Source organism: Streptomyces sp. TSRI0107 (assembly GCF_001905845.1).
Taxonomy (GTDB): Bacteria; Actinomycetota; Actinomycetes; order Streptomycetales; family Streptomycetaceae; genus Streptomyces.
Map to the genome: position 1 here is coordinate 470358 of NZ_LIVZ01000001.1, position 25266 is coordinate 495623.

Consider the following 25266-nt stretch of genomic DNA (forward strand, 5'->3'; position numbering starts at 1 on the left):
ATAGAAACACAAGCTCACACCCCAGTTCCTGTTCACACGGTTCCTATGAGGAAGGGCACGGCCGCCGCACGTGAGGGACACACGAGAGAGCCGGCTGCTCCTGGTGCTGCTGGTCGCCATCGCGTTCGCGCTGATCACGGTGGACATCCGCGGCGGGGAGGACTCACCGGTCGACGGTGCGCGGCGCGCCGCGGCCACGGTCTTCGGCCCGATCGAGAACGGGGTGGCGTCCGCGGTCGACCCGGTCGGCAACGCCATCGCCGCCGTCCGCGACTCCGGTGACCGGCACGACCGGATCGCCGAGCTGGAGCGGCAGAACGCCGCCCTGAAGGCCAAGCTCGGCAGCGACGACCGCAACCGCAGCCGGCTCCAGCAGCTCGACAAGATGCTGAAGGTCGCCGGCGAGGGCCAGTACGGCATCAAGGGCGCCCAGGTCATCGCCATCGGCGCGGCACAGGGCTTCTCCTGGACCATCACCATCGACGTCGGCGCCGACGACGGAATCAAACGCGACATGACCGTCCTCAACGGCGACGGGCTCGTCGGCCGCGTCACCACCGTCGGCCCGAACTCCGCCACCGTGCTGCTCGCCAGCGACCCCGACTTCACCGTCGGCACGCGCATAGAGGGCAACGACGAGCTGGGCTTCGCCTCCGGCCAGGGCGACCGGCCGCTGCGCGTCGAACTCCTCAACGGCAAGGCGCAGGTCAAGAAGGGCGACCGCCTGGTCACCTTCGGCTCGCAGGCCGACAAGCCGTTCGTGCCCGGCGTGCCCGTCGGCGTGGTCTCCCGCGTCGACCCCTCCGGCGGCGGCCTGACCCGCACCCTGTACGTCACGCCGTTCGTCAGCTTCACCAAGCTCGACGTCGTCGGCGTAGTCGTCCAGGCGCCCGAGAAGGACCCGCGCGACACGGTCCTGCCCGACAAGCCCGAGCCGACCCCGACGCCCCCCGTGACGGTGACGGTCACGCCGTCGGCGCAGGCGCCGGGCGACGGCGAGTTCCAGCAGCAAGACCAGTAGGGGGAGCTGACCTTCATGCGCTTCAACCGGATCCTGCTCTCCGTCACACTCGTCGTCGTCGCCCTGGTCCTCCAGGTCAGCGTCCTCGCCCGGCTGCACCTGCCGGGCGCCGTCCCCGACCTGGTGCTGCTCACCGTCCTCGGCCTCGCCCTGGTCTACGGCCACGTCGGCGGCGCCCTCATCGGCTTCGGCGCGGGCCTGCTCGCCGACCTCGCCCCGCCCGCCGACCACGCCGCCGGCCGCTACGCGCTGGTGCTGTGCGTCGTCGGCTACCTCGCCGGTCTGGTCAAGCCGGAGAACGGCCGGCTGAAGTCGGCCACCGGCACGATGGCCGTGGTCGGCGCCGCCGCGATCGGCACGACCCTGCTGTACGCCGGGGTCGGCGCCCTCGTCGGCGACACCGCCGCCCGCCATGTCGGCCTCGGCGGGCTGCTGTTCACCGCCACCGTCTACGACCTGCTGCTCGCGCCGTTCGTGGTGCCCGGCATCATGGCGCTCGCCCGGCGCGCCGACAACGACCCGCTCGCCGAGACCAACTCCGCCGCCCAGGGCACCGACATCTCCGCCGGCTGGCTCTCCGGGACCGGGCTGCGGATCGGGGGCCAGCGCAACGGCCTCAAGGTGAAGGCCGCCCGGGCCCGCACCGCGCGCGCCGGCCGCATCAAGGGGGTCAAGCGGCTGTGAAAACCCTCGAGTTCACCAGAACGGGTGAATTTGCGAGGAACCGCAGCTCAAGGGCCCTTCGTTCCTCACTCGTACCCGCCAGCACCCAGCCGCCCACGCACTGAGAGGGGGAGCAGCCGCAGTGACCAACATCCCCGAGACCGGACGCACACCACGCGTCCAGATCCGGCTCATCGTCATCCAGGTCCTCGTCCTCTCCCTCCTCGGCACCCTCGGCGGCCGCCTGTGGTACCTGCAGATCCGCGAGGGCGAGGAGTACGCCAAGGAGGCCTCCGGCAACCACGTCCAGCAGGTCGTCCAGCCCGCCGTCCGCGGCTCGATCCTGGACGCCCGCGGCGTGCCCCTCGCCGACAACGAGACCCGGCTGGTGGTCTCCGCCTCCCGCACCGAGCTGCTGAAGATGAAGGACGACGGCGACGCCGTCCTCACCAAGCTCGCCGGCGTGCTCGGGATGACGCCCAAGGAGGTCAAGGAGAAGGTCCGGCTGTGCGACGCCGAGACCCCCCAGCCCTGCTGGAACGGCTCGCCGTACCAGCCGATCCCCATCACCGACGAGGCGACCCCCCGCCAGGCGCTGCAGATCCGCGAGCGCGCCGAGGACTTCCCCGGCATCACCGCCGAGCCGCAGGCCGTGCGCCGCTACCCGAGCCCCGGCAAGGCCAACACCGCCCAGGTGCTGGGCTACCTCTCCCCGGTCACCGACGAGGAGATCCAGCAGGCCCAGGACACCGACTCGCCCTTCCTGCGCTCCGACCAGGTCGGCCGCTCCGGCATCGAGCGGCAGTACGACAAGCAGCTGCGCGGCAAGGCGGGCGTCACCCGCTACGAGGTGGACAACCTCGGCCGGGTCATCGGCCAGGCCGAGTCCGACGCCGCCGAGCCCGGCTCCAACCTCGTCACCAGCATCGACGCCCGCGTCCAGCGCGTCGCGGAGTACGAGCTGAACGAGGCGATGAAGACCGCCCGCAAGGAGTGGGACCGCAACACCCAGCAGCGCTACAAGGCCGACGCCGGCGCCGTCGTCGTGATGGAGGCCAAGACCGGCCGGATCGTCGCCATGGCCTCCAACCCGACGTACGACCCCAACGCCTGGGTCGGCGGCATCTCCGCCAAGGACTACAAGAAGCTCACCGGGAAGTCCTCCAACTACCCGCTGCTCAACCGGGCCATACAGGGTCAGGCGGCGCCCGGCTCCATCTTCAAGGTGGTCTCCACGGCCGCCGCGGTCCAGGCGGGCTACGACTTCGACGGCCGCTACGAGTGCTCCAGCGCGTACTCGGTCGGCGGCCAGGTCTTCAAGAACTTCGAGTCGCAGAACCACGGCGCGATCAGCCTCGGCCGCGCCCTGGAGGTCTCCTGCGACACCGTCTACTACCGGCTCGCGCACAGCGAGTGGAAGAAGGACGGCGGCATCAACCCCAAGGGCAAGCCCAAGGACTGGTTCTACAAGGCCGCCCACCAGTTCGGCCTCGGCGAGGAGACCGGCATCGACCTGCCCAACGAGGTCACCGGCCGCGTCCCCGACCGCGAGTGGAAGCAGCGGTACTGGGAGGCCAACAAGGACGCCTGGTGCAAGACCGGCAAGAAGGACGGCGACTACGTCGAGCGGATCTCCTACGAGAACTGCCTCGAAGGCAACAAGATGCGCGCCGGTGACGAGATCAACTACTCCATCGGCCAGGGCGACACCCTGGTGACCCCCATCCAGATGGCCACCATCTACGCGGCCATCTCCAACGGCGGCACGCTCTACACCCCGACCGTCGGCAAGGCCGTCGTCAGCGCCGACGGCAAGGAGGTCACGGAGATCGAGCCGAAGTCGCACGGCAAGCTGCCGGTGAGCCGGCAGACCCTCGCCCAGATGGACGAGGCCCTGGCCGGCGTCGCCACCCGCGGTACGGCGGCCTGGCGGTTCGGCGGCTGGCCGCAGGACGAGATCGCCATGCACGCCAAGACCGGCACCGCCGAGGTCTACGGCAAGCAGACCACCTCCTGGTTCGCCACCTACACCGACGACTACGCGATCGTGATGACGATCTCCCAGGGCGGTACGGGCTCCGGCGCCTCCGGCCCCGCCGTCCGCAACATCTACGACGCGCTGTACGGCGTCTCCGACGACGGCACCATCAACAAGAAGAACGCCCTGCTGCCCAGCCCGCAGAAGGACCTGCCGAAGATCCAGACGGACGGTTCCATCACCGCGCCCAAGCTCCCCAAGGACGTGGCGAAGGAGCAGCAGGACAGCCAGAAGGCCCCCGAGGACACGGCGGAGCAGCAGCAGGCCGCGGCGACCGTGCCCTCACCGGAGGCGGGCAACCGTGAGACGCGCCGACGCGGCCGCGGGCCTGGCCGCCGTCGCCGGGGAAGCCGGAGGACCCAGCGATGACCGGCGTCAACAGCTTCCAGGTCTCCGGGTACGGCCCCGAGCGCGCCGGCTGGACGCGGCTGTTCGCCCGCGACTCGATGGCCCGCCGCCTCGACTGGCCGATACTGCTGGCAGCCCTCGCGCTGTCGCTGATCGGCTCGGTCCTGGTGTTCTCCGCGACCCGCAACCGCACCGAGATCAACCAGGGCGACCCGTACTACTTCCTCCTGCGGCATCTGCTGAACACCGGCATCGGGCTCGCCCTGATGGTCGGCACCGTCTGGCTCGGCCACCGCACCCTGCGCACCGCCGTGCCGATCCTCTACGGCGCCTCGGTGTTCCTGATCCTGATGGTGCTCACCCCGCTGGGCTCCACCGTCAACGGCGCCCACTCCTGGATCGTGATCGGCGGCGGCTTCTCGCTCCAGCCCTCGGAGTTCGTGAAGGTCACCATCATCCTGGGCATGGCGATGCTGCTGGCGGCCCGGGTGGACGCGGGCGACAAGCAGCACCCGGACCACCGCACGGTCCTGCAGGCGCTGGGCCTGGCCGCCGTGCCGATGCTGATCGTGCTGCTCATGCCCGACCTCGGCTCGGTCATGGTGATGGTGGTGATCGTGCTGGGCGTCCTGCTCGCCTCCGGCGCCTCCAACCGCTGGATCTTCGGGCTGATCGGCGCGGGCACGGCCGGCGCGCTCGCGGTGTGGCAGCTGGGCGTCCTGGACGAGTACCAGATCAACCGCTTCGCCGCGTTCGCCAACCCCGAACTGGACCCGGCCGGCGTCGGCTACAACACCAACCAGGCCCGCATCGCCATCGGCTCCGGCGGGCTCACCGGCTCCGGACTGTTCCAGGGCTCGCAGACCACCGGCCAGTTCGTGCCGGAACAGCAGACCGACTTCGTGTTCACCGTGGCGGGCGAGGAACTCGGCTTCGTCGGCGGCGGGCTCATCATCGTGCTGCTCGGCGTGGTGCTGTGGCGGGCCTGCCGCATCGCCCGCGAGACCACCGACCTGTACGGCACCATCGTGGCCGCCGGGATCGTGGCCTGGTTCGCCTTCCAGGCCTTCGAGAACATCGGGATGACGCTCGGCATCATGCCGGTCACCGGTCTGCCGCTGCCGTTCGTGTCGTACGGCGGTTCGTCGATGTTCGCGGTGTGGGTGGCGGTCGGGCTGCTGCAGTCGATCCGGGTGCAACGACCGCTGTCCGCGTGAACCGGGCGAGGGCCGGGGACGAGGGCCGGGGGTGCCCGGTGATCATCCGCGGCCCCCGCCCCGCCTCTCGCCCGCCGCGTGCTCTGCCGCCGCCGCGTGACTGGCACTAGATTCGGTTCATGGCGGACACGAAGCGTGAGATCGAGCGCAAGTACGCATCCGACGACAGTGGCCTGCCCGACCTGACCGGTGTCGCCGGAGTGGCGGCCGTCCTCGACAAGGGCGTCGCCGAACTCGACGCCGTCTACTACGACACCGCCGACCAGCGCCTCGCCGCGGCCTCCATCACCCTGCGCCGCCGCACCGGCGGGGCCGACGCCGGCTGGCATCTGAAGTTCCCCGTCGCCCCCGGAGTGCGCGACGAGATCCGGGCGCCGCTCTCCGACAGCGTGCCGCGCACCCTCGCCGGACTCGTCCGCTCCAGGGTGCGGGACGCCGAGCTGCTGCCCGTGGTGCGGCTGCGCTCCGCAAGGGACGTCCAGGACCTCGTCGACGCCGACGGACGGCTGCTCGCCGAGGTCAGCGTGGACGCCGTACGCGCCGACCGGCTCACCGACGGCGGCGGCCGCGCCCAGTGGACCGAGATCGAGGTGGAGCTGGCCGACGGACGGGACCCGGCCTTCCTCGACCAGGTCGAGAAGCGGCTGCGCAAGGCGGGGGTACGGCCGTCGGGCTCCGCGTCCAAGCTGGCGCGGGCACTGGCGGAGACCGAGCCGAAGAAGAAGCGACGCGGCAAACGCCGGACGGCCGCCGCACCCGTGACCGCCGGCGACCACCTCCTCGCCTATCTGCGCGAACAGCGGGACGCGATCGTCTCCCTCGACCCCGCCGTGCGCCGGGACCTGCCGGACTCGGTGCACGCGCTGCGCGTCGCCACCCGACGGCTGCGCAGCGCCTTCCGCTCCTACCGCCGCCTCCTCGACCCGGCCGTCACCGGGCCGGTCGGCGAGGAGCTGAGATGGCTCGCCGCCGAGCTGGGCGTCGACCGCGACCAGGAGGTGCTCACCGAGCGCATCACCGCCGCCCTCGCCGACCTGCCGCGCACCCTGGTCACCGGCCCCGTCCGCACCCGGCTGCGCACCTGGTCGCACGCCCGCGGCGGAGGCTCGCGCCGTCGGCTGATCGCCGTACTGGACAGCACCCGCTATCTGCACCTGCTGCAAGCGCTCGACGCCCTCGTCGCCGACCCGCCGCTGCTGCGGGCGGCCGCCGGGAAACCGGAGAAGGCGCTGGCCAAAGCGGTACGCAAGGACTTCGGCAGGCTGACCGAGCAGGTCGAGCGGGCCCTCGCCCTGCCGCCCGGGCACGACCGCGACCTGGCCCTGCACGAGGCCCGCAAGGCCGCCAAGCGCACCCGCTACGCGGCGGAGGCCGCGAGCCCCGCGCTCGGCGAGAACGCGGTCGGCGTGGTGCGCTCCACGAGGTCCCTCCAGGGCCTGCTCGGCGACCACCAGGACAGCGTGATGGCCCGCGAGGCACTGCGGGAGATCGCCGCCCAGGCGCACGCGGCGGGGGAGAGCGCGTTCACCTACGGGCTGCTGTACGGCAGGGAGGAACGGCGGGCGGAACTGGCGGAGGCGGCGCTTCCGCAGGCGTGGTCGGTGATGGTGCGGGAGACGGCCGTCTGAGCGTGCCGGGCAGCTCCCGGGCCGCGTTACGCTTGATGGTCACCCCTGTCAGCTGACGAAGGTAATTCCCGCGATGTCTGTCGAGTCGGTCTTCCCGCAGCTCGAAGCTTTGCTCCCGCATGTGCAGAAGCCGATCCAGTACGTGGGCGGCGAGCTCAACTCCACGGTCAAGGCGTGGGACGAGTGCGATGTGCGCTGGGCTCTCATGTACCCGGACGCGTACGAGGTCGGGCTGCCCAACCAGGGCGTCATGATCCTCTACGAGGTACTGAACGAGCAGGACGGCGTCCTCGCCGAGCGCACCTACAGCGTCTGGCCGGACCTGGAGGCGCTGATGCGGGAGCACGGCGTCCCGCAGTTCACCGTCGACAGCCACCGCCCGGTCAAGGCCTTCGACGTGTTCGGCGTCAGCTTCTCCACCGAGCTGGGCTACACCAACCTGCTCACCGCGCTGGACCTGGCCGGCATCCCGCTGGAGTCCAGGGACCGGGGCCTGGACGACCCGATCGTGCTGGCCGGCGGGCACGCGGCGTTCAACCCGGAGCCGATCGCCGACTTCATCGACGCGGCGGTCATCGGCGACGGCGAGCAGGCCGTGCTGGACATGACGAAGATCATCCGCGAGTGGAAGGCCGAGGGCCGCCCCGGCGGCCGCGAGGAGGTGCTGCTGCGCCTGGCGAAGACCGGCGCGGTGTACGTCCCCGGCTTCTACGACGTGGAGTACCTGCCGGACGGCCGCATCAGCCGTGTCGTACCGAACCGTTCCGGCGTCCCGTGGCGCGTGTCCAAGCACACCGTCATGGACCTCGACGAGTGGCCCTACCCCAAGCAGCCCCTGGTCCCGCTCGCCGAGACCGTCCACGAGCGGATGTCGGTCGAGATCTTCCGCGGCTGCACCCGCGGCTGCCGCTTCTGCCAGGCCGGCATGATCACCCGCCCGGTGCGCGAGCGGTCCATCACCGGCATCGGCGACATGGTGGAGAAGGGCCTGAAGGCGACCGGCTTCGAGGAGGTCGGCCTGCTCTCCCTGTCCTCCGCGGACCACAGCGAGATCGGCGACATCGCCAAGGGCCTCGCCGACCGCTACGAGGAGGACAAGATCGGCCTGTCCCTCCCGTCGACCCGCGTGGACGCCTTCAACGTGGACCTGGCGAACGAGCTGACGCGGAACGGCCGCCGGTCCGGCCTGACCTTCGCCCCCGAGGGCGGCTCCGAGCGCATGCGCAAGGTCATCAACAAGATGGTCTCGGAAGAGGACCTGATCAGGACCGTCGCCACGGCCTACGGCAACGGCTGGCGCCAGGTGAAGCTGTACTTCATGTGCGGCCTGCCGACCGAGACCGACGACGACGTCCTGCAGATCGCCGACATGGCGACGAAGGTCATCGCGAAGGGCCGCGAGGTCTCCCGCTCCAACGACATCCGCTGCACGGTGTCGATCGGCGGCTTCGTGCCCAAGCCGCACACGCCGTTCCAGTGGGCCCCGCAGCTCTCCGCCGAGGAGACGGACGCCCGCCTGGAGAAGCTGCGCGACAAGATCCGCGGCGACAAGAAGTACGGCCGCTCGATCGGCTTCCGCTACCACGACGGCAAGCCCGGCATCGTCGAGGGCCTGCTCTCCCGCGGCGACCGCCGCATCGGCGCGGTCATCCGCGCGGTCTACGAGGACGGCGGCCGCTTCGACGGCTGGCGCGAGCACTTCTCGTACGACCGCTGGATGAGTTGCGCCGACAAGGCCCTCGCGGACTACGGCGTGGACGTCGACTGGTACACCACCCGCGAGCGCACCTACGAGGAGGTCCTGCCCTGGGACCACCTCGACTCCGGCCTCGACAAGGACTGGCTCTGGGAGGACTGGCAGGACGCCCTCGACGAGACCGAGGTCGAGGACTGCCGCTGGACGCCGTGCTTCGACTGCGGTGTGTGCCCCGCGATGGACACCCACATCCAGATCGGCCCGACGGGCAAGAAGCTGCTGCCGCTGACGGTCAAGAACGCCGCGCCGGCGCCGAGCGGGCACGCGCACTGAGGTCCGCACGCGCACTGAGGTCCGCACGCGCACCGAGGCCGTAGCCGTGAGCCCCCTGTTCCCGCCCTTGGCGGGGGAGGGGGCTCACGGCGTCGCGGGCCGCCGAACCGCCCAGGCGGAGGGACAGCGGGCGACTTAGTCTGGTCCGAGGGGCGTCATCCGAGTGACGACCGATCCCGGAAGGGGCGTCCTCATGGATCAGTACCCGCTGATCGAGAACCACGGTCTGATCGGTGATCTCCAGACCGCGGCACTCGTCACCACCGACGGGACGGTCGACTGGTTCTGCTACCCGCGCTTCGACTCGCCCAGCGTATTCGGCGCCCTCCTGGACAAGGACAAAGGAGGGCACTGCACGGTCCGGCCGGCTCATACGACGTACGCGACCAAGCAGCTGTACCTCCCCGACACGGCGATCCTGGTGACCCGCTTCATGACCGAGGCGGGCGCGGGCGAGGTCGTCGACTTCATGCCGGTGACCGGCACGACGGCCACCGCTCGCCACCGGCTGGTCCGTATGGTCCGCTGCGTGCGCGGCAGCATGACCTTCGAGGTCGACATCGCGCCCCGGTTCGACTACGGACGCAAGCCCCACGAGCTGAGCGTCACCGAGCGGGGAGCGGTGTTCGTCTCGGAGGGAACGACCCTGACGGTGCACTCGATCCGTGAGCCGGACGACGAGCGGTTGCTCGGCTTCGACACCAGAGGCGACGACCTGCACCTCTCGCTGAGCCTGCGGGCCGGCCGGCAGTGTGGACTGGTCATGGAGTCCGCCGCCGACGGGCCGCCCCGGGAGATCCCGCTCGCCGAGTACCAGCAGGTCTTCGACGACACCGTCCGGCACTGGCGGTCCTGGCTGGGCAAGTCCCAGTACACGGGGCGCTGGCGCGAGGCCGTGGAACGCTCCGCGGTGACCCTGAAACTCATGACCTACGCCCCCAGCGGAGCCCTGGTGGCCGCCCCCACGACCGGGCTGCCCGAACAACTGGGCGGCGAACGCAACTGGGACTACCGGTTCACCTGGATCAGGGACGCCTCCTTCTCCGTGTACGCCCTGCTCGGCATGGGGTTCACCGAGGAGGCGAAGGCGTTCGTGATGTGGCTCTCCGAACGGGTCAAGGAGCGGGCGGGCAGCGACGGCGACGCCGGACCGCTGAACATCATGTACGCGGTCGACGGCTCCTCCGATCTGACGGAGGAGACCCTGGAGCACTGGGAGGGCTACGAGCGGTCGGCCCCCGTACGCATCGGAAACGGCGCGGCGACACAGCTGCAGCTCGACATCTACGGCGAGGCGCTGGACAGCATCTTCTTCGCGCACGAGCGCGGGATGCACCTGGGACACCGGGGGTGGACCGGGCTGATCACCGTCCTCGACTGGCTGGCGGACCACTGGGACCAGGCCGGTGAAGGCCTCTGGGAGACCCGCGGAGGCCGTCAGAACTTCACCTACGGCCGCGTGATGTCCTGGGTCGCGTTCGACCGCGCGCTGCGCCTGGCGGAAGGCACCGGCCGCCCGGGTCCGATACCACGCTGGAGGAGCACACGGGACGCCGTCTACGAGCAGGTCATGGCCAAGGGCTGGAGCGACGAGCGCGGGGCCTTCGTCCAGCACTACGGCAGCGACGTGCTCGACTCCTCGCTGCTGCGCATGCCGACGGTCGGCTTCATCACCCCGGAGGACCAGATGTGGACCTCCACCCTGGACGCGATGGAGCAGGAGCTGGTCACCGACAGCCTGGTCTACCGGTACGACCCCGAGGCCTCGCCCGACGGGCTGCGCGGCTCCGAGGGCACCTTCTCGCTGTGCACCTTCATGTACGTGGACGCGCTGGCCCGCGCCGGGCGGATCGACCAGGCCAGGCTGGTGCTGGAGAAGATGCTCGGCTACGCCAACCACCTCGGCCTGTACTCCGAGGAGATCGCCCTGACGGGCAGGCAGCTGGGGAACTTCCCGCAGGCCTTCACCCACCTGGCCCTCATCGACGCGGCCATCACCCTGGACGCGGCTCTGAACCGGCGCCGGTAGTCGTTCGCGAGCCACACAAGCACCTCAAGCGGATGTCCGGGACGGTGCGAGCTGACTAGAGTCGTCTCGTCACAGCCGGTTGTGGGGGCAGCCGGAGTCTGGTCGGCGGTGCCGACGTCCTTGGGGAGGGGACCCGCAGCGCATGAGTCGTCGCTCTGGTGGCCTGGTGGGAGTCTGGGCCGAAGCGCAGCGTCAGCAGCAGCGCCGGATGGAAGCGGACGCCAGAAGGCGCAGGGAACAGGAACGGCAGGAACGGGCCCGTCAACGCCGTGCCGCGCAGGACTACCGGGACTACCGGCAGGCGGAGGCACGGCGGCGCACGGACGAACTGGAGGCCCGGGTCGCGGTCCTCCAGGGGCTGCTCGCCGCCGGATGCCGGGCACCGGCCTTCCGGGCGGCCTCCCTGCTGCGTACCGAGGAGGTGCAGCCTTTCTCGCCGGGCCCCCTGGCCCAGCCCGTACCCATGCCGGATCCGGCGCACTACCAGGCGCAGGGCGGATGGACGGCGAGCCGGCGAGCGCAGGCCGAGGCCGAGGCGCGGGCGCGGTTCGAGCGGGACTGGCACGCGGCGCAGGCCGCCGAAGCCCAGCGACTCCGGCAGCTGGCGGCCTTCCAGCGGGAGTACGAGCAGTGGGTCCGGAACCACGTGACGGAGGTGCGCGGGCACAACGCGGGCGTCGCCGAGGTGATCGCCGGGGTCCGCCGAGGGGAGCCCGACGCGGTCGTCGAGTACTTCTCCGCCGCCCTCTACTCCTCCACGGCGTGGCCCGGGGAATTCCCCCGGGCCCTCACCGCCGCCTACGACCCCGCCGGACGGCAACTGGTCCTCGACTGGGAGCTGCCCTCGTACGACGTCGTCCCGGAGGCCAAGGCGGTGCGGTACGTGCCTTCCCAGGACCAGGACAAGGAGACCGCCCGCCCCGCGACCCAGCGCCGCGCCCTGTACCGCGAGGTACTCGCCCAGTGCGTGCTGCTCGCCCTGCACGAGCTGTTCGCCGCGGACGAGTACGGCGCGCTGGAGTCGGTGACGCTGAACGGCTTCGTCGACGACCACGATCCGGCGACCGGGCGGCAGACGCACATCGTCCTCGCGACCGTCATGGCGCCGAGACCGCGCTTCACCGGCCTGCACCTTGAGCAGGTCGACCCGATCAGCTGCCTGGTCGAGGGGCTGCGGGGACAACTGACGTCCCGGCCCGACCAACTCGCCGCCGTACGCCCGAGCAGGCGACCCGAGGACGTCGGGAACCGCGTGGTCACCCACGGCGGTGACGAGGAACCCGACCTGTACACGATGGACCCGATCGCGTTCGAGGAGCTGGTCGCCGACCTCTTCCGGGCCATGGGCATGCAGGCGGTCACGACCCAGCGCTCCAACGACGGCGGCGTGGACGTCGACGCCCTGGATCCGGCCCCGATCCGCGGCGGCAAGATCGTCGTACAGGTGAAGCGCTACCGGAACACCGTCCCGCCCACCGCGGTACGCGACCTGTACGGAACCGTCCAGGACGCCGGGGCCAACAAGGGCGTCCTCGTGACCACCTCGGGTTTCGGGCCGGGCTCGCACGCCTTCGCCGACGGTAAACCGCTGGAGCTCGTGTCGGGCGGTGAACTCGTCGACCTGCTCCACCGGCACGGGCTGCGCGGCCGCCTCGGCGACGGCCGCCCGGCCCCCGCGCAGCCGGCCGCCGTCCCCCCGGCGGCACCGTCCGCCGACCACAGCCTGCTGGGCATGTCCTGGTCCGGCGGCGTCGCGCTGGACGTGTGCGCACTGGTCTGCCGCGGAAACCGGGTCCTCGGCGAGGACCACTTCGTCTTCTTCAACAACAGCCGCACCCCCGACGGTTCCGTGCAGGCCGTCTCCGCGGCACCGCCGGACAAGGCGGCCATCCGGGTCGCGTTCGACGCGCTGCCCGAGGCCGCCGACCGCCTCGTCCTGGTCGCCGCCGTGGACCCGGAGGTCAACCCGGACGCCGACCTCTCGGGATTCACGGACGCCCGCATCCGGTTGCTCGACTCCGGGACGAGCGAGCTGGGGCGACTGGAGGTCTCCGACGGCCGTCGCGGCGAGACCGCCCTGGTGCTGGGGTCCTTCCGGCGCCGGCCGAACGGCGACTGGGATTTCGTGGTCGGCGGCAAGGGCTACCCCGGCGGCCTGGAACAGCTCGTACAGGAGTACGGCATCGAGGTCGAATAGCGGCCGCGTAACACCTTGGTGACGCGAGGGCCCCCACCGCAACGGAGTGAGCCCTCGCCGTGTCCTCAACGGTATGGAACTGGAAAAGCCGCAGGCGGGCGAGGTCGAGGAGCGACGGCCCGAGGGGTGCCTCACCGTCGCCGTCCGGCTGCCCGTGCGGATCGTCGCGCTGGTCGTCGTCCTGCCCGTGCGGATGGTGTGGGACGCGCTGGTCGTCGCCGGGCGGTTCCTGAGGGACACCGTGCTGCGGCCGCTCGGGCGGGCGTTGGGATGGCTGGCGAAGGCGCTGTTCGTCTGGCCGTTCGTGGCGCTGTGGCGGTGGGTGCTGGTGCCGCTGGGACGGGCGCTCGGCTGGCTGGGGAAGTGGCTGGTCGTGGTGCCGGCGGTGTGGCTGTACCGGCATGTGCTGACCCCGATCGGGCACGGCGTCGCCTGGGTGGCGCGCGGCGTCCGGGCCGGCCTGACCTGGGTGTACGTGCGTCTGCTGACCCCGGTCGGACACGGGGTCCTATGGCTCGTGCGGTATCTGTTCGTCGTCCCCGCGGTGTGGCTCTACCAGTGGGTGCTCGCGCCGGTCGGGCGGGCCGTCGCCTGGACCGTGTACTGGACCTTCCGGGTGCTCTTCGTGCTCCCGGCGCTCGCGGTGTGGCGGTGGGTGCTGGTGCCCGTCGGGCGGGTGCTCGCGGTCGTCGGGCGCGAGGTCTGGGCCGCGCTGGGACACGCCTGGCGGATCGCCGGGCACATCTCGCGCGCCGTGGGGCGCTTTCTCGGGACCCTCTTCCGGTGGATCTTCGTGGAGCCGGTGCGCTGGGTGTACCGCGCTGTGCTGACACCGATCGGACACGCGGTCCGCGACACCGTGCTGCGGCCCGCCGCCGAGGCCGCCCGCGCCGTGGGACGGGCCACCCGGCGGGCACTGACGTCCGTCCGGGAGAGCGTGCGGCAGGCCCGGTACGACGTCCGCAGGATGCTGTTCGGTGAGCCTCGCGAGCGGGTGGCGGTGGCCCGGCGGGAACCTGAGGGCGGTGAGACACGTACTCTTGGTAGGAGTACGACCGCTCTCACGAAGGACTGAAGACACTGGGCAAGCGACAGCCCGAAGGCCCGCCGCCCGCACCCGCGGTGCAGCGCATCCGACTGCGCTACACCAAGCGCGGCCGCCTGAGGTTCACCAGCCACCGCGACTTCCAGCGCGCTTTCGAGCGTGCGCTGCGCCGCGCCGAAGTACCCATGGCGTACTCGGCGGGGTTCACCCCGCACCCGAAGGTGTCGTACGCCAATGCCGCACCCACCGGCACGGGCAGTGAGGCGGAGTACCTGGAGATCGCGCTCACCGAGCCGCGTGACCCCCAGCGGCTGCGGGAGCTGCTCGACGAGTCGCTGCCGACCGGCCTCGACATCGTCGACGCGGTCGAGGCCCGCACCTCCGGCCTCGCCGACCGGCTGACGGCCTCCGTGTGGGAGCTGCGGCTGGACGGGGTGGAGCCGGCCGACGCGGCCCGCGCGGTGGCGGCGTTCAACGCGGCCGGGACGGTCGAGGTGCAGCGCCTCACCAAGAACGGGATGCGCACGTTCGACGCCCGCCCGGCCGTCGCGAGCCTGCGGAGCCTCGACAGCGCGGAAACCCACAGTTCGCCTGCCGATAGGCCGACCGACCAGCCCTGTGCGATACTGCGGCTGGTTGTTCGGCACGTGACGCCTGCCGTACGACCCGACGACGTCCTGTCCGGTCTCCGCGCCGTGGCCGACCTGGCGCCGCCGGTCCCCGCAGCGGTGACCAGGCTGGCGCAGGGGCTGTTCGATGAAGAGACCGGCACGGTGACCGACCCGCTCGCGCCCGACCGCGAGGCAGCGGCGGCCCTCTCGACGGCCGCTCCGGCTGCCGCCGCGACGGCGCCGACGCCGGAAGGTCCCGCGTAGGGACGGACGTCGTAGCGCCGCCCTCGTACTCGGGAGCCACCTGGGTCGGGCAGCGCACCGACCAGAAGACTTTCGCCAGGCCGTGCGCATGAGGCGTACGGAACCGGCGAGACAGGACACAGAGAGCTCCCGTGCGGCGCCCGCGCCCCGGACGGCGGCAGTCGCGCACCGCGCGAGCCGCGGACGTCACCGGCATACCGCCGGACCAGGCGCGGCGCCCGGGAGCCTGACGGGAGAAACGCCCGCATGCTCGAGCCGACCGAACCCATCGAGGGTTCCGAAGAGAACAACACTCCCAGCGACACCCTGCCGCCGCGTCGTCGGCGCCGTGCCGCGTCCCGCCCGGCGGGTCCGCCCGCCGCGGCCTCCGACACCCCGGCGGAGACCGTCGCGCCGGCCATACCGGCCGCCGATTCCGCCGATCTCGCGGCCACCGAGGCCGAGAGCGCGGAGGAAACCGAGGAGACGGCCGCGGAGACCGCCGAGGTGCCCGCCGCTGCCGAGGAGGCACCCGCTCCCGCCGCCCGTCCGCGGCGCCGTGCGACGCGCCGCGCGTCGTCCCCGGCCGGCGCTCCGGCGTCCGCCGAGGCCGCCGAGACCGTGGTGCCAGTGGCCGCCCCCGAGGCCGGGACCGAGGCGCCTGCCGCGGAGGAGCCCGCCGCCGTGGCGGAGGAGCCCGCGCCGCGGCGTACCCGCCGCCGGGCCACGCGCCGCGTGGCGTCCCCGGCCGGCGCCCCGGCGTCCGCCGAGCCCGCCGAGACCGTGGTGACGCCCGTCGCCGCCGGTACGCCGGAGACGGCGGAGGCCGCAGAGCCCGCCGAGCCCGCCGCGGTTTCCGAGGCTCCGGTCGCAGAGGAGGCAGCGCCCGCGCCCCGTACGCGTCGCCGTGCCACGCGTCGTGCGTCCGCGCCCGCCGGTTCCCCGGCGCCCATGGAGGCCGCCGAGGCTGTCGCCCCGGCCGTCCCGCAGGCGAGCGCCGAGCCGGAGCCCGCCGTGGAGACCCCCGCCGTTGAGGCTCCCGCCGTCGAGGAGGCCGCGCCGCGTCGTACGCGTCGTCGTGCCACGCGTCAGGCGGCCGCGCCTGCCGCGCCCGCCGAGGCCGCCGTCACCGAGGCGCCCGCTGTCGAGGAGACGGCGGCGCCCGAGGCCGAGGCCCCCGCCGCCGAGGCTCCCGCCGTCGAGGAGGCCGCGCCGCGGCGTACGCGTCGTCGTGCCACGCGTCAGGCGGCCGCGCCCGCCGAGGCCGCCGTCACCGAGGCGCCCGCCGCCGAGCCCGCCCCGGCCGCCGAGCCGCAGGCCGAGGCCCCCGCCGCCGAGCAGCCCGAGGAGGGTGCCGCGCCGCGTCGCCGTCGCCGGGTCGTGCGCAAGGCCGCCACCGGGTTCTCCGAGCCCGCGCGTCCCGCCGCCGCCGACGCCCCGCAGCGTCCGGCGCGTCCCGCCGTGGCCGTGTTCCAGCCGCCGGTGTTCACCGAACCGAGGTTCCAGACGCCGGAGCGGGCCGCCGCCGAGGCCGCCGCCGAAGCCGCGGAGGAGACCGAGAGCACCCAGGCCGCCGAGCCCGTCGAGCCCGTCGAGGCCGCCGGGACCGAGGAGCTCGCCGCCGAGCAGACCGGCTCGCGGCGCCGCCGTCGCCGCCGGGGTGCCGCCGAGGAGGCGGAGCCCGCGCAGGCGGTCGAGGAGCCCGTGGAGGAGGAGGCCGAGGAGGCCGCCGAGGAGTCCGTCGAGGGCGAGGAGGCCGAGGAGACCGGCTCCCGTCGCCGTCGCCGCCGTGGTGGCCGTCGCCGCCGCCGGGGCGAGTCCGCCGAGGGCGAGGGCGGTGAGTACGGCGAGGAGACCGAGGAGGTCGCCGCCGAGCAGGCCGCGCAGGACGCCGAGGACACCGCCGAGCAGGTCGAGGAAGACGTCGAGGAGGCTGCGGAGGCGGAGGCCGAGGACCGCGACGAGGCCGGCGGTTCGACCGCGGGCAGCCGCCGCCGCCGTCGCCGCCGCCGTCGCGCCGGGGACACCGCCGTGGACACCGAGCCCGGCGAGGGCGACCCCGAGCGCACGGTCGTCAAGGTCCGCGAGCCCCGCAAGGCCGCCGAGCGCGAGCCGTCCGACGAGGTGCAGTCCATCAAGGGCTCGACCCGTCTGGAGGCGAAGAAGCAGCGCCGCCGTGAGGGCCGCGAGCAGGGCCGCCGCCGCGTCCCGATCATCACCGAGGCCGAGTTCCTTGCCCGCCGCGAGGCCGTCGAGCGCGTGATGGTGGTCCGCCAGCACGGCGACCGCACGCAGATCGGCGTCCTCGAGGACAACGTGCTCGTCGAGCACTACGTCAACAAGGAGCAGTCGACCTCGTACGTCGGCAACGTCTACCTCGGCAAGGTGCAGAACGTGCTGCCGTCGATGGAGGCCGCCTTCATCGACATCGGCAAGGGCCGCAACGCCGTGCTCTACGCCGGCGAGGTCAACTTCGAGGCGCTGGGCATGGCCAACGGCCCGCGCCGCATCGAGTCCGCGCTGAAGTCGGGCCAGTCGGTCCTGGTGCAGGTCACCAAGGACCCGATCGGCCACAAGGGCGCCCGTCTGACCAGCCAGGTCTCCCTGCCGGGCCGCTACCTCGTGTACGTGCCCGAGGGCTCCATGACCGGCATCAGCCGCAAGCTGCCCGACACCGAGCGGGCCCGGCTGAAGACCATCCTCAAGAAGATCGTCCCCGAGGACGCGGGCGTCATCGTGCGCACCGCCGCCGAGGGCGCGAGCGAGGAGGAGCTGCGCCGGGACGTCGAGCGGCTGCAGGCGCAGTGGGAGGACATCCAGAAGAAGGCGAAGAGCGGCAACGCCCCGACGCTGCTCTACGGCGAGCCGGACATGACCGTCCGGGTCGTGCGCGACATCTTCAACGAGGACTTCTCCAAGGTCATCGTCAGCGGTGACGACGCCTGGCAGACCATCCACGGGTACGTCTCGCACGTCGCCCCGGACCTGGCCGGCCGGCTGTCGAAGTGGACGTCCGAGGTCGACGTCTTCGCCACCTACCGGATCGACGAGCAGCTCGCCAAGGCGCTGGACCGCAAGGTCTGGCTGCCCAGCGGCGGTTCGCTGGTGATCGACCGGACCGAGGCGATGGTCGTCATCGACGTCAACACCGGCAAGTTCACCGGCCAGGGCGGCAACCTGGAGGAGACGGTCACCAGGAACAACCTGGAGGCGGCCGAGGAGATCGTGCGCCAGCTGCGGCTGCGCGACCTCGGCGGCATCATCGTGATCGACTTCATCGACATGGTGCTTGAGTCCAACCGGGACCTGGTGCTGCGCCGCCTGCTGGAGTGCCTGGGCCGGGACCGTACGAAGCACCAGGTCGCCGAGGTGACCTCGCTGGGCCTCGTGCAGATGACCCGCAAGCGGGTCGGCCAGGGCCTGCTGGAGTCGTTCTCCGAGACCTGCGTCCACTGCAACGGCCGCGGTGTCATCGTCCACCTGGACCACGCGGCGGCCGCCGCCGGCGGCGGCAAGCGCAAGAAGCGCGCCCGTGCCGGTGCCGCCGAGCAGCCGCACGAGGGCGAGGCCGTGGCCGTCGTCGAGCCCGTCGAGACGGCGGAGCAGGAGGCGGAGTCCGAGTCCGAGGTCGCGGCGGAGGTCGCCGAGCCGGTCGCGCTGCCCGCCCCGCCCGTGGCGGAGCCGCTGATGAGCGCTATCGCCCCGGACGAGGAGCTGTACAGCAGCGTCGCCGAGGCCGAGGCCGCCGTGTCGCGCGGTCGGGGCAGGCGCCGGGCGAGCCGCCGGGTGTCCGCTCCGGCGGGCGCGCCGAAGGCGGAGGCCGTGGTGCCCACCGCTCAGTCGGTGACCGCCGAGGAGGAGTCCGCGCGTCCGGTGCGGCCGGAGCCGGCCGCCGTGGCGCACGCCGAGCCGGTGGCCGCCGAGGACCCGGTCGTCGAGGCGCCCGTCGCCGAAGCGTCCGCCGAGGCGCCGGCCCCCGTCGAGGAGGCCGCGCCGAAGGGCCGTACGCGCCGTCGGGCCACCCGCAAGGTGTCCGCGCCGGCCGGTTCGCCCGCGGCGGCGGAGGCGGCCGTGGTGACCGTCGCCGAGCCTGCCCCGGAGGCCGTCGAGGCCGTGGAGGCTGCGCCGGCCGCCGAGCCCGCTCAGGCGCCCGCCGAGAGCGCGGCGCCGGCCCGTCCGCGCCGCCGCGCGGTGCGCAAGGCCACCGCGCCGACCGCGCCGGAGGAGGCGGCCGTCGTGGTCGTCCCGTCGGCGGCGGAGAGCGCGGAGGCCGCGGAGGCCACGGAGGCCGCCGAGGCGCCCGTCTCGGTCGCGGAGCAGGCCGCCGAGGAGGCCGAGCAGGCTCTGGTGGAGGCCAGGGAGGCCGCCGTCGAGACCGTGGGCGCCGAGGCGCCCGAGGGCGAGGCGGAGGCCGCTCCGGCCAAGAAGACGGCCCGTAAGGCGGCGAAGAAGGCGACGGCGAAGAAGGCCGCCACCAAGAAGACCGCGGCCAAGAAGACGACAGCGGCCAAGAAGACCGCCGCGAAGAAGACGACGGCCAAGAAGGCGGCGACGAAGACCGCCGCCAAGAAGGCCGTGTCGAAGAAGACGGCGGCGGCCGAGCAGCAGGCGGTTCCGTCCGTCTCGGCCTCCACCGACGAGGGCTGACGCCCGCGGGGTGTGCCGCCGGTCGCGTGGGACGTGACCGGCGGCACACCCCCGGGGCCCGGTTTGACCCCTTCGGCCGCGGCCCCGTAACCTTGACCGTCGGCGTGTCCACTGCACATGCCACATCCCCGTAAACCTCTTCCTTCCGGGCACGGGCTGTGACCGGGAGAGGCCGTCCGCGCGCCGGTGCGCCGGTTGGCTGGCCTGCGGGGGTGCCGTTCTCCGAGCGAAAGAGAGATCCGCGTGTACGCCATCGTGCGCAGCGGTGGTCGCCAGCACAAGGTTGCTGTCGGCGACATCGTTGAGGTTGACAAGATTTCCACCGCCAAGGTTGGCGACACGGTCGAGCTCTCGACCCTGCTCGTTGTCGACGGCGACGCTGTGACCAGCGACCCGTGGGTGCTGGCCGGCATCAAGGTCCAGGCCGAGGTCGTGGACCACCACAAGGGCCAGAAGATCGACATTCTGCGCTACAAGAACAAGACCGGCTACCGCCGTCGTCAGGGCCACCGCCAGCAGTACACGGCGATCAAGGTCACTGAGATCCCCACGGCTGCGAAGTAAGGGACTGAGGAGAGATGGCACACAAGAAGGGCGCATCGTCCACTCGGAACGGTCGCGACTCGAATGCCCAGCGGCTCGGCGTGAAGCGCTTCGGCGGTCAGGTCGTCAACGCGGGTGAGATCCTGGTTCGCCAGCGCGGCACCCACTTCCACCCGGGCGCCGGTGTCGGCCGTGGCGGCGACGACACGCTGTTCGCGCTGCAGGCCGGTGCGGTGCAGTTCGGCACCAGCCGTGGCCGCAAGGTCGTGAACATCGTTCCGGTCGCCTGAATCGCCTGATTCAGCGCCGAACGCTTCGCGAGGCGGACCTCACTTCCCGGGCGGGAAGGCGGGTCCGCCTTTCGCGTGTTACACGAAGGCATACGTGTGACACAGAGACACAACCGCACTTTTCTGGAGGCACTGAACCATGACCACCTTCGTGGACCGCGTCGAGCTGCATGTCGCCGCGGGTAACGGAGGCCACGGCTGTGCCTCCGTCCACCGTGAGAAGTTCAAGCCGCTCGGCGGCCCGGACGGCGGCAACGGCGGGCGGGGCGGCGACGTCATCCTGACCGTCGACCAGTCCGTGACCACGCTGCTGGACTACCACCACTCCCCGCACCGCAAGGCCACCAACGGCAAGCCGGGCGAGGGCGGCAACCGCTCCGGCAAGGACGGCCAGGACCTGGTCCTGCCGGTGCCGGACGGCACGGTCGTCCTGGACAAGGCGGGCAACGTCCTCGCCGACCTGGTCGGCCACGGCACCTCGTACGTCGCCGCCCAGGGCGGCCGCGGCGGCCTCGGCAACGCGGCGCTGGCCTCCGCCCGCCGCAAGGCGCCCGGGTTCGCGCTGCTGGGCGAGCCGGGGGACCTGCACGACATCGTGCTGGAGCTGAAGACCGTCGCCGACGTGGCGCTGGTCGGCTACCCGAGCGCGGGCAAGTCCTCGCTGATCTCGGTGCTCTCCGCCGCCAAGCCGAAGATCGCGGACTACCCGTTCACCACGCTCGTCCCGAACCTCGGTGTCGTCACCGCCGGCTCGACCGTCTACACCATCGCCGACGTGCCGGGTCTCATCCCGGGCGCCAGCCAGGGCCGCGGTCTGGGCCTGGAGTTCCTGCGGCACGTGGAGCGGTGCAGCGTGCTGGTGCACGTGCTGGACACGGCGACCCTGGAGTCCGACCGCGACCCGGTCTCCGACCTCGACATCATCGAGGAGGAGCTGCGGCAGTACGGCGGCCTGGACAACCGGCCGCGGATCGTCGTGCTGAACAAGATCGACGTGCCGGACGGCAAGGACCTCGCCGAGATGGTGCGGCCGGACCTGGAGGCGCGCGGCTACCGCGTGTTCGAGGTGTCGGCGGTGGCGCACATCGGGCTGAAGGAGCTGTCGTTCGCCCTCGCCGACCTGGTCGGACGGGCGCGTGCCGCCAAGCCGAAGGAGGAGGCGACGCGGATCGTCATCCGGCCCCAGGCCGTGGACGACGCGGGCTTCACCGTCGTACGCGAGGACGAGGGGCTGTTCCGGGTGCGCGGCGAGAAGCCGGAGCGCTGGGTGCGGCAGACCGACTTCAACAACGACGAGGCCGTCGGCTATCTCGCCGACCGGCTGAACCGCCTCGGTGTCGAGGAGCAGCTGATGAAGGCGGGCGCCCGCGCGGGCGACGGCGTGGCCATCGGCCCCGAGGAGAACGCGGTCGTCTTCGACTGGGAGCCGTCCGTCATGGCGGGCGCCGAGATGCTGGGCCGGCGCGGTGAGGACCACCGTCTGGAGGAGCAGCGTCCGGCTGCGCAGCGGCGCCGGGACCGGCAGGCCGAACGGGACGACGCGCAGCGGGAGTTCGACGACTTCGAGCCGTTCTAGGCGCACGCTCGCCCTCAGGTGAACTCCGGGGAAATTCACGGCGCACTCAGGGGCAACCAACCTGACGGTCCGTGAGTCGAACAGGGCGTGCGGATGAGGATCTTGGTCCTCTCCGCGGTAAACCGCCCGTTCGATCCCCGGAGTCGACGTGTCCCATCCCGCAGCGCTCCGTCTCAGGCGCACCACCGTAGTGGCGCTCGCCCTGCTCACCGCCGGTACGACCGTCGGACTGTCGCCGGCCCGAGCCGCTGACACGGTGGCCGTGCGGCAGCACCGCGCCGCCGTCGACTTCAACGGAGACGGATACGAGGACGTGGCCGTCGGCGCGCCGAGCGCCACGGTGAGCGACCGCGCGAAGGCCGGGTACGTGGCCGTGCTGTACGGGGCGCCGGAAGGGCTGGGCGCGGGCAAGAAGGTGTTCCACCAGGCCTCCCCGGGCGTGCCCGGCACCCCCGAGACGGACGACGGCTTCGGTGAGTCCCTGACCGCCGACGACCTCGACGGGGACGGGTACACGGACCTCGTGGTCGAGTCCCGGCGCGAGACCTGGGGGGCCGACGGCATCGTCCGCACCGGTAGCAACACCGTGCTGTGGGGCGGCCCGAACGGGTTCGCCTCGGGCACGGTGCTGCGACTCCTCGGGACGTCCGCGTACCAGGGCGGCCGGACGGTCTCCGGCGACTTCGACGGGGACGGGCACCGCGACCTCCTCCAGCAGGATCGTGTCGCCTACGGCCCGTTCGGCCGGGACGGCGTCCCGGCCCGCACCGCCCGTACCGCTCTGGTCGAGGGCGACATGAACCTCGACGACGTGGTGGCCGGTGACACCGACGGCGACGGCATCACCGACCTGGTCACCCTCGCCCGGTCCTTCGACTGGGACGACGACCACAACTACGGCTACCAGCTGAACCATCTGCGCGGCAGCCGAGCGGGCCTGGCGGAGCCGCGGATCCTGCGCGACGCCCAGGGCCGCCCGGTCCCCGTCGGGGACGTCTCGCTGGCGGTCGGCGATGTCACCGGCGACGGCCGCGCGGACATCGTCACAGGCGGGGACACGCTGGGCGTCCTGCCCGGCACCGCCGACGGACCCGCGGTCGCCGTCCCGCGCGTCATCAGCCAGGACAGCCCCGGCGTGCCGGGCGTCCAGGAGGCCGGTGACGGCTTCGGCCGCAGTCTCGCCATCGGTGACGTCGACGGTGACGGCTACGGGGACGTGCTGGCGGGGATCCCGTTCGAGGACTTCGCCGGGCTGGAGAACGCGGGCACCTTCGCCGTCGTACCGGGCGGGCCGCAGGGGCCGACCGGCGCCGGCACGGTGGTCCTCAGCCAGCACACCACCCAAGTGCCCGGCACCGCCGAGTCGGCCGACATGTTCGCGGAGAACGCCGCGCTCGTCGACAGCGACGCCGACGGCCGGGCCGAGCCGGTCGTGGCGGCCGTCGGCGAGGACCAGCGGGCCGGGGCGGTCTGGGTGTTCCGGACCTCCTCCGCCGGCGTCCAGACCGGCGGCTCGTTCTCCTTCGGCGCCCGCACGCTCGGCCAGGTCAAGACCGGTGGCTGGCTGGGCCGTTCCCTCTCGTCCTGACCTCCGGCCTCCCCCTTGCTCCTCCGATCCGCACACGCAGCGACAGGATTCCCATGGCTCTCCACTTCCACCGCCGCGGCCGGCTGGCCCTCGCGATCGGTGTCGCGCTCCTCGCGGGCGCGCTGACGGTCCCGGCGGCCGGCGCCGCCACCCCGGCGGCCACCACCACCCCGAGCCCCAAGCGGCTGCACGACGACTTCAACGGCGACGGCTACCCGGACCTCGCGATCGGTGCCCCGGAGACCAGGGACGCCGCGAACGCCAAGGCGGGCGCGATCAGCGTGGTGTACGGCACGTCGACCGGCCTGTCCACGGCCCGCAAGCAGGTGCTGACCTGGCCGGACCGGCCGACGTCACCGGCCCTGCTCTGGTACGGCACCAACGTCCGGAGCGGCGACCTCGACCGGGACGGCTACGCCGATCTGCTGTCCGTCGTGATGACGTCGAGCAACGGCGGCTTCGACGACCGCTTCCTGGCCGTCAACTGGGGCGGTCCCCAGGGCCTGTCCACCACGCCGACCCTGCTGAAGGACGTGCCGGAGCACGCCAACGGCTCCTACGCCGTCGCCGACGTCGACGGGGACGGGAACCTGGACGTGGTGGCCAACGGGGAGCTGTACGGCGAGGACTGGACGCCCCTGGGCGACGGTTCGGTGCTGCACGGTCCGTTCGGGCGGGACGGCGGCAGCGCGCGGACCAGCTCGTTCACACTCGACGCGGACCACGGGATGTACTTCGGCACCACGCTCGCCGCCGGTGACGTCACCGGTGACGGCTACGCCGACCTGGCCGTCGGCGGCCAGTTCGTGGACGGCGACAGCGGCTCCGGCGATGTCTTCCTGCTGGCGGGCGGCCCCTCCGGCTTCACGTTCAAGGGCGTTCTCAAGGACGCTCAGGGCCGTACCTTCGAGAGCGATGACATCGAGATCGGCGACCTGAACAAGGACGGTTACGCCGACATCGCCGTCGGCCACTCGACCGACGGCACCGACTACGACGTCGAGCTGCCCGTCAAGGGCGGCGCCATCGCCGTCGTCTACGGCGGTCCGAACGGCGTGTCCACCACCCGCAAGCCGGTCTGGATCAACCAGGAGACCGCGGGCGTGCCGGGCGTGGGGGAGTGGCGCGACGGCATGGGCACGGGCCTGTCGATCGCCGACACCGACGGCGACGGCTACCAGGACCTGGTCACCGGCCTGCCCGGCGAGGACTTCGACGGGCTCACCGACGCGGGCACCGTCCTGGTGCTGCGTGGCGGCGCCGGCGGTGTCACCGGCACCGGCGCCAAGTCGTTCAGCCAGAACACCGCCGGGGTACCCGGCGCCGCAGAGAAGGGCGACCGCTTCGGGGCGGAGACCGCACTCGTCACGGGCAAGCGGCAGCTGGTCGTCGGAGACCCCGCGGAGAACGCGAACAACGGCTCCGTCTGGGTCTTCCCCACCAACGCCACCGGCGTCACGGCGAGCGGTTCGTTCACGTTCGGCGCGACCACCATGGGCGCGCCGGTGACCGGTTCCCGGTTCGGGGCCTCGCTGGGCGACTGACGGTCCGAC

16 protein-coding genes are annotated in these 25266 nt (G+C 72.3%); all 16 read left to right on the forward strand.

What is annotated here, in order from left to right; all coding sequences use genetic code 11:
- The first annotated feature begins 70 nt into the window (after positions 1-70).
- The 16 genes from mreC to AMK31_RS02155 all read left to right on the forward strand — a co-directional run bounded on the left by mreC (position 71) and on the right by AMK31_RS02155 (position 25257).
- Complete coding sequence (gene mreC / locus AMK31_RS02080; RefSeq protein WP_073938518.1) at positions 71-1021, forward strand: rod shape-determining protein MreC; 951 nt, start codon at positions 71-73, stop codon at positions 1019-1021.
- 15 nt (positions 1022-1036) lie between these two features.
- Positions 1037-1705 carry a rod shape-determining protein MreD gene (gene mreD, locus AMK31_RS02085; RefSeq protein ID WP_073938519.1) on the forward strand — a complete coding sequence of 223 codons (669 nt, stop codon included), beginning with the start codon at positions 1037-1039 and terminating at the stop codon, positions 1703-1705.
- A 121-nt stretch (positions 1706-1826) separates the two neighbouring features.
- The gene (mrdA, locus tag AMK31_RS02090) at positions 1827-4091 is read left to right on the forward strand and encodes a penicillin-binding protein 2 (RefSeq protein ID WP_073938520.1); all 2265 of its coding nucleotides are present in this window, start codon (positions 1827-1829) and stop codon (positions 4089-4091) included.
- On the forward strand, positions 4088-5287 hold the full coding sequence (gene rodA, locus AMK31_RS02095; protein ID WP_073938521.1) for a rod shape-determining protein RodA: 1200 nt from the start codon (positions 4088-4090) through the stop codon (positions 5285-5287). The genes mrdA and rodA overlap by 4 nt, the downstream gene beginning before the upstream one ends.
- Before the next feature lie 119 nt (positions 5288-5406).
- Positions 5407-6915, forward strand: coding sequence for a CYTH and CHAD domain-containing protein (locus AMK31_RS02100; RefSeq protein ID WP_073938522.1), 1509 nt, complete (start codon positions 5407-5409; stop codon positions 6913-6915).
- 73 nt (positions 6916-6988) lie between these two features.
- The gene (locus AMK31_RS02105; protein ID WP_073938523.1) at positions 6989-8944 is read left to right on the forward strand and encodes a TIGR03960 family B12-binding radical SAM protein; all 1956 of its coding nucleotides are present in this window, start codon (positions 6989-6991) and stop codon (positions 8942-8944) included.
- A gap of 193 nt (positions 8945-9137) precedes the next feature.
- A complete protein-coding gene (locus tag AMK31_RS02110) occupies positions 9138-10973 on the forward strand; it encodes a glycoside hydrolase family 15 protein (protein WP_073938524.1) in 1836 nt (611 codons plus the stop codon).
- Between the two features lie 142 nt (positions 10974-11115).
- A complete protein-coding gene (locus AMK31_RS02115) occupies positions 11116-13170 on the forward strand; it encodes a restriction endonuclease (protein WP_073938525.1) in 2055 nt (684 codons plus the stop codon).
- 73 nt (positions 13171-13243) lie between these two features.
- Positions 13244-14245, forward strand: a complete 1002-nt coding sequence (locus AMK31_RS02120) for a hypothetical protein (protein ID WP_073938526.1) — start codon at positions 13244-13246, stop codon at positions 14243-14245.
- Positions 14246-14292: 47 nt separating this feature from the next.
- Positions 14293-15090, forward strand: a complete 798-nt coding sequence (locus tag AMK31_RS02125; protein WP_073938527.1) for a TIGR03936 family radical SAM-associated protein — start codon at positions 14293-14295, stop codon at positions 15088-15090.
- 246 nt (positions 15091-15336) lie between these two features.
- Positions 15337-19716, forward strand: coding sequence for an Rne/Rng family ribonuclease (locus tag AMK31_RS02130; RefSeq protein ID WP_079186637.1), 4380 nt, complete (start codon positions 15337-15339; stop codon positions 19714-19716).
- A 243-nt stretch (positions 19717-19959) separates the two neighbouring features.
- The gene (rplU, locus tag AMK31_RS02135; RefSeq protein WP_003990208.1) at positions 19960-20280 is read left to right on the forward strand and encodes a 50S ribosomal protein L21; all 321 of its coding nucleotides are present in this window, start codon (positions 19960-19962) and stop codon (positions 20278-20280) included.
- 14 nt (positions 20281-20294) lie between these two features.
- Positions 20295-20549, forward strand: a complete 255-nt coding sequence (gene rpmA / locus AMK31_RS02140; RefSeq protein ID WP_073938528.1) for a 50S ribosomal protein L27 — start codon at positions 20295-20297, stop codon at positions 20547-20549.
- Between the two features lie 139 nt (positions 20550-20688).
- Positions 20689-22125, forward strand: a complete 1437-nt coding sequence (gene obgE / locus AMK31_RS02145) for a GTPase ObgE (RefSeq protein WP_073938529.1) — start codon at positions 20689-20691, stop codon at positions 22123-22125.
- Positions 22126-22273: 148 nt separating this feature from the next.
- Entirely contained in the window at positions 22274-23713 is a 1440-nt protein-coding gene (locus AMK31_RS02150; RefSeq protein ID WP_073938530.1) for an FG-GAP-like repeat-containing protein, read from the forward strand.
- A gap of 53 nt (positions 23714-23766) precedes the next feature.
- Positions 23767-25257 (forward strand): FG-GAP-like repeat-containing protein, encoded by a 1491-nt coding sequence (locus AMK31_RS02155; protein ID WP_073938531.1) that lies wholly within the window; start codon positions 23767-23769, stop codon positions 25255-25257.
- Positions 25258-25266 lie beyond the last annotated feature (9 nt).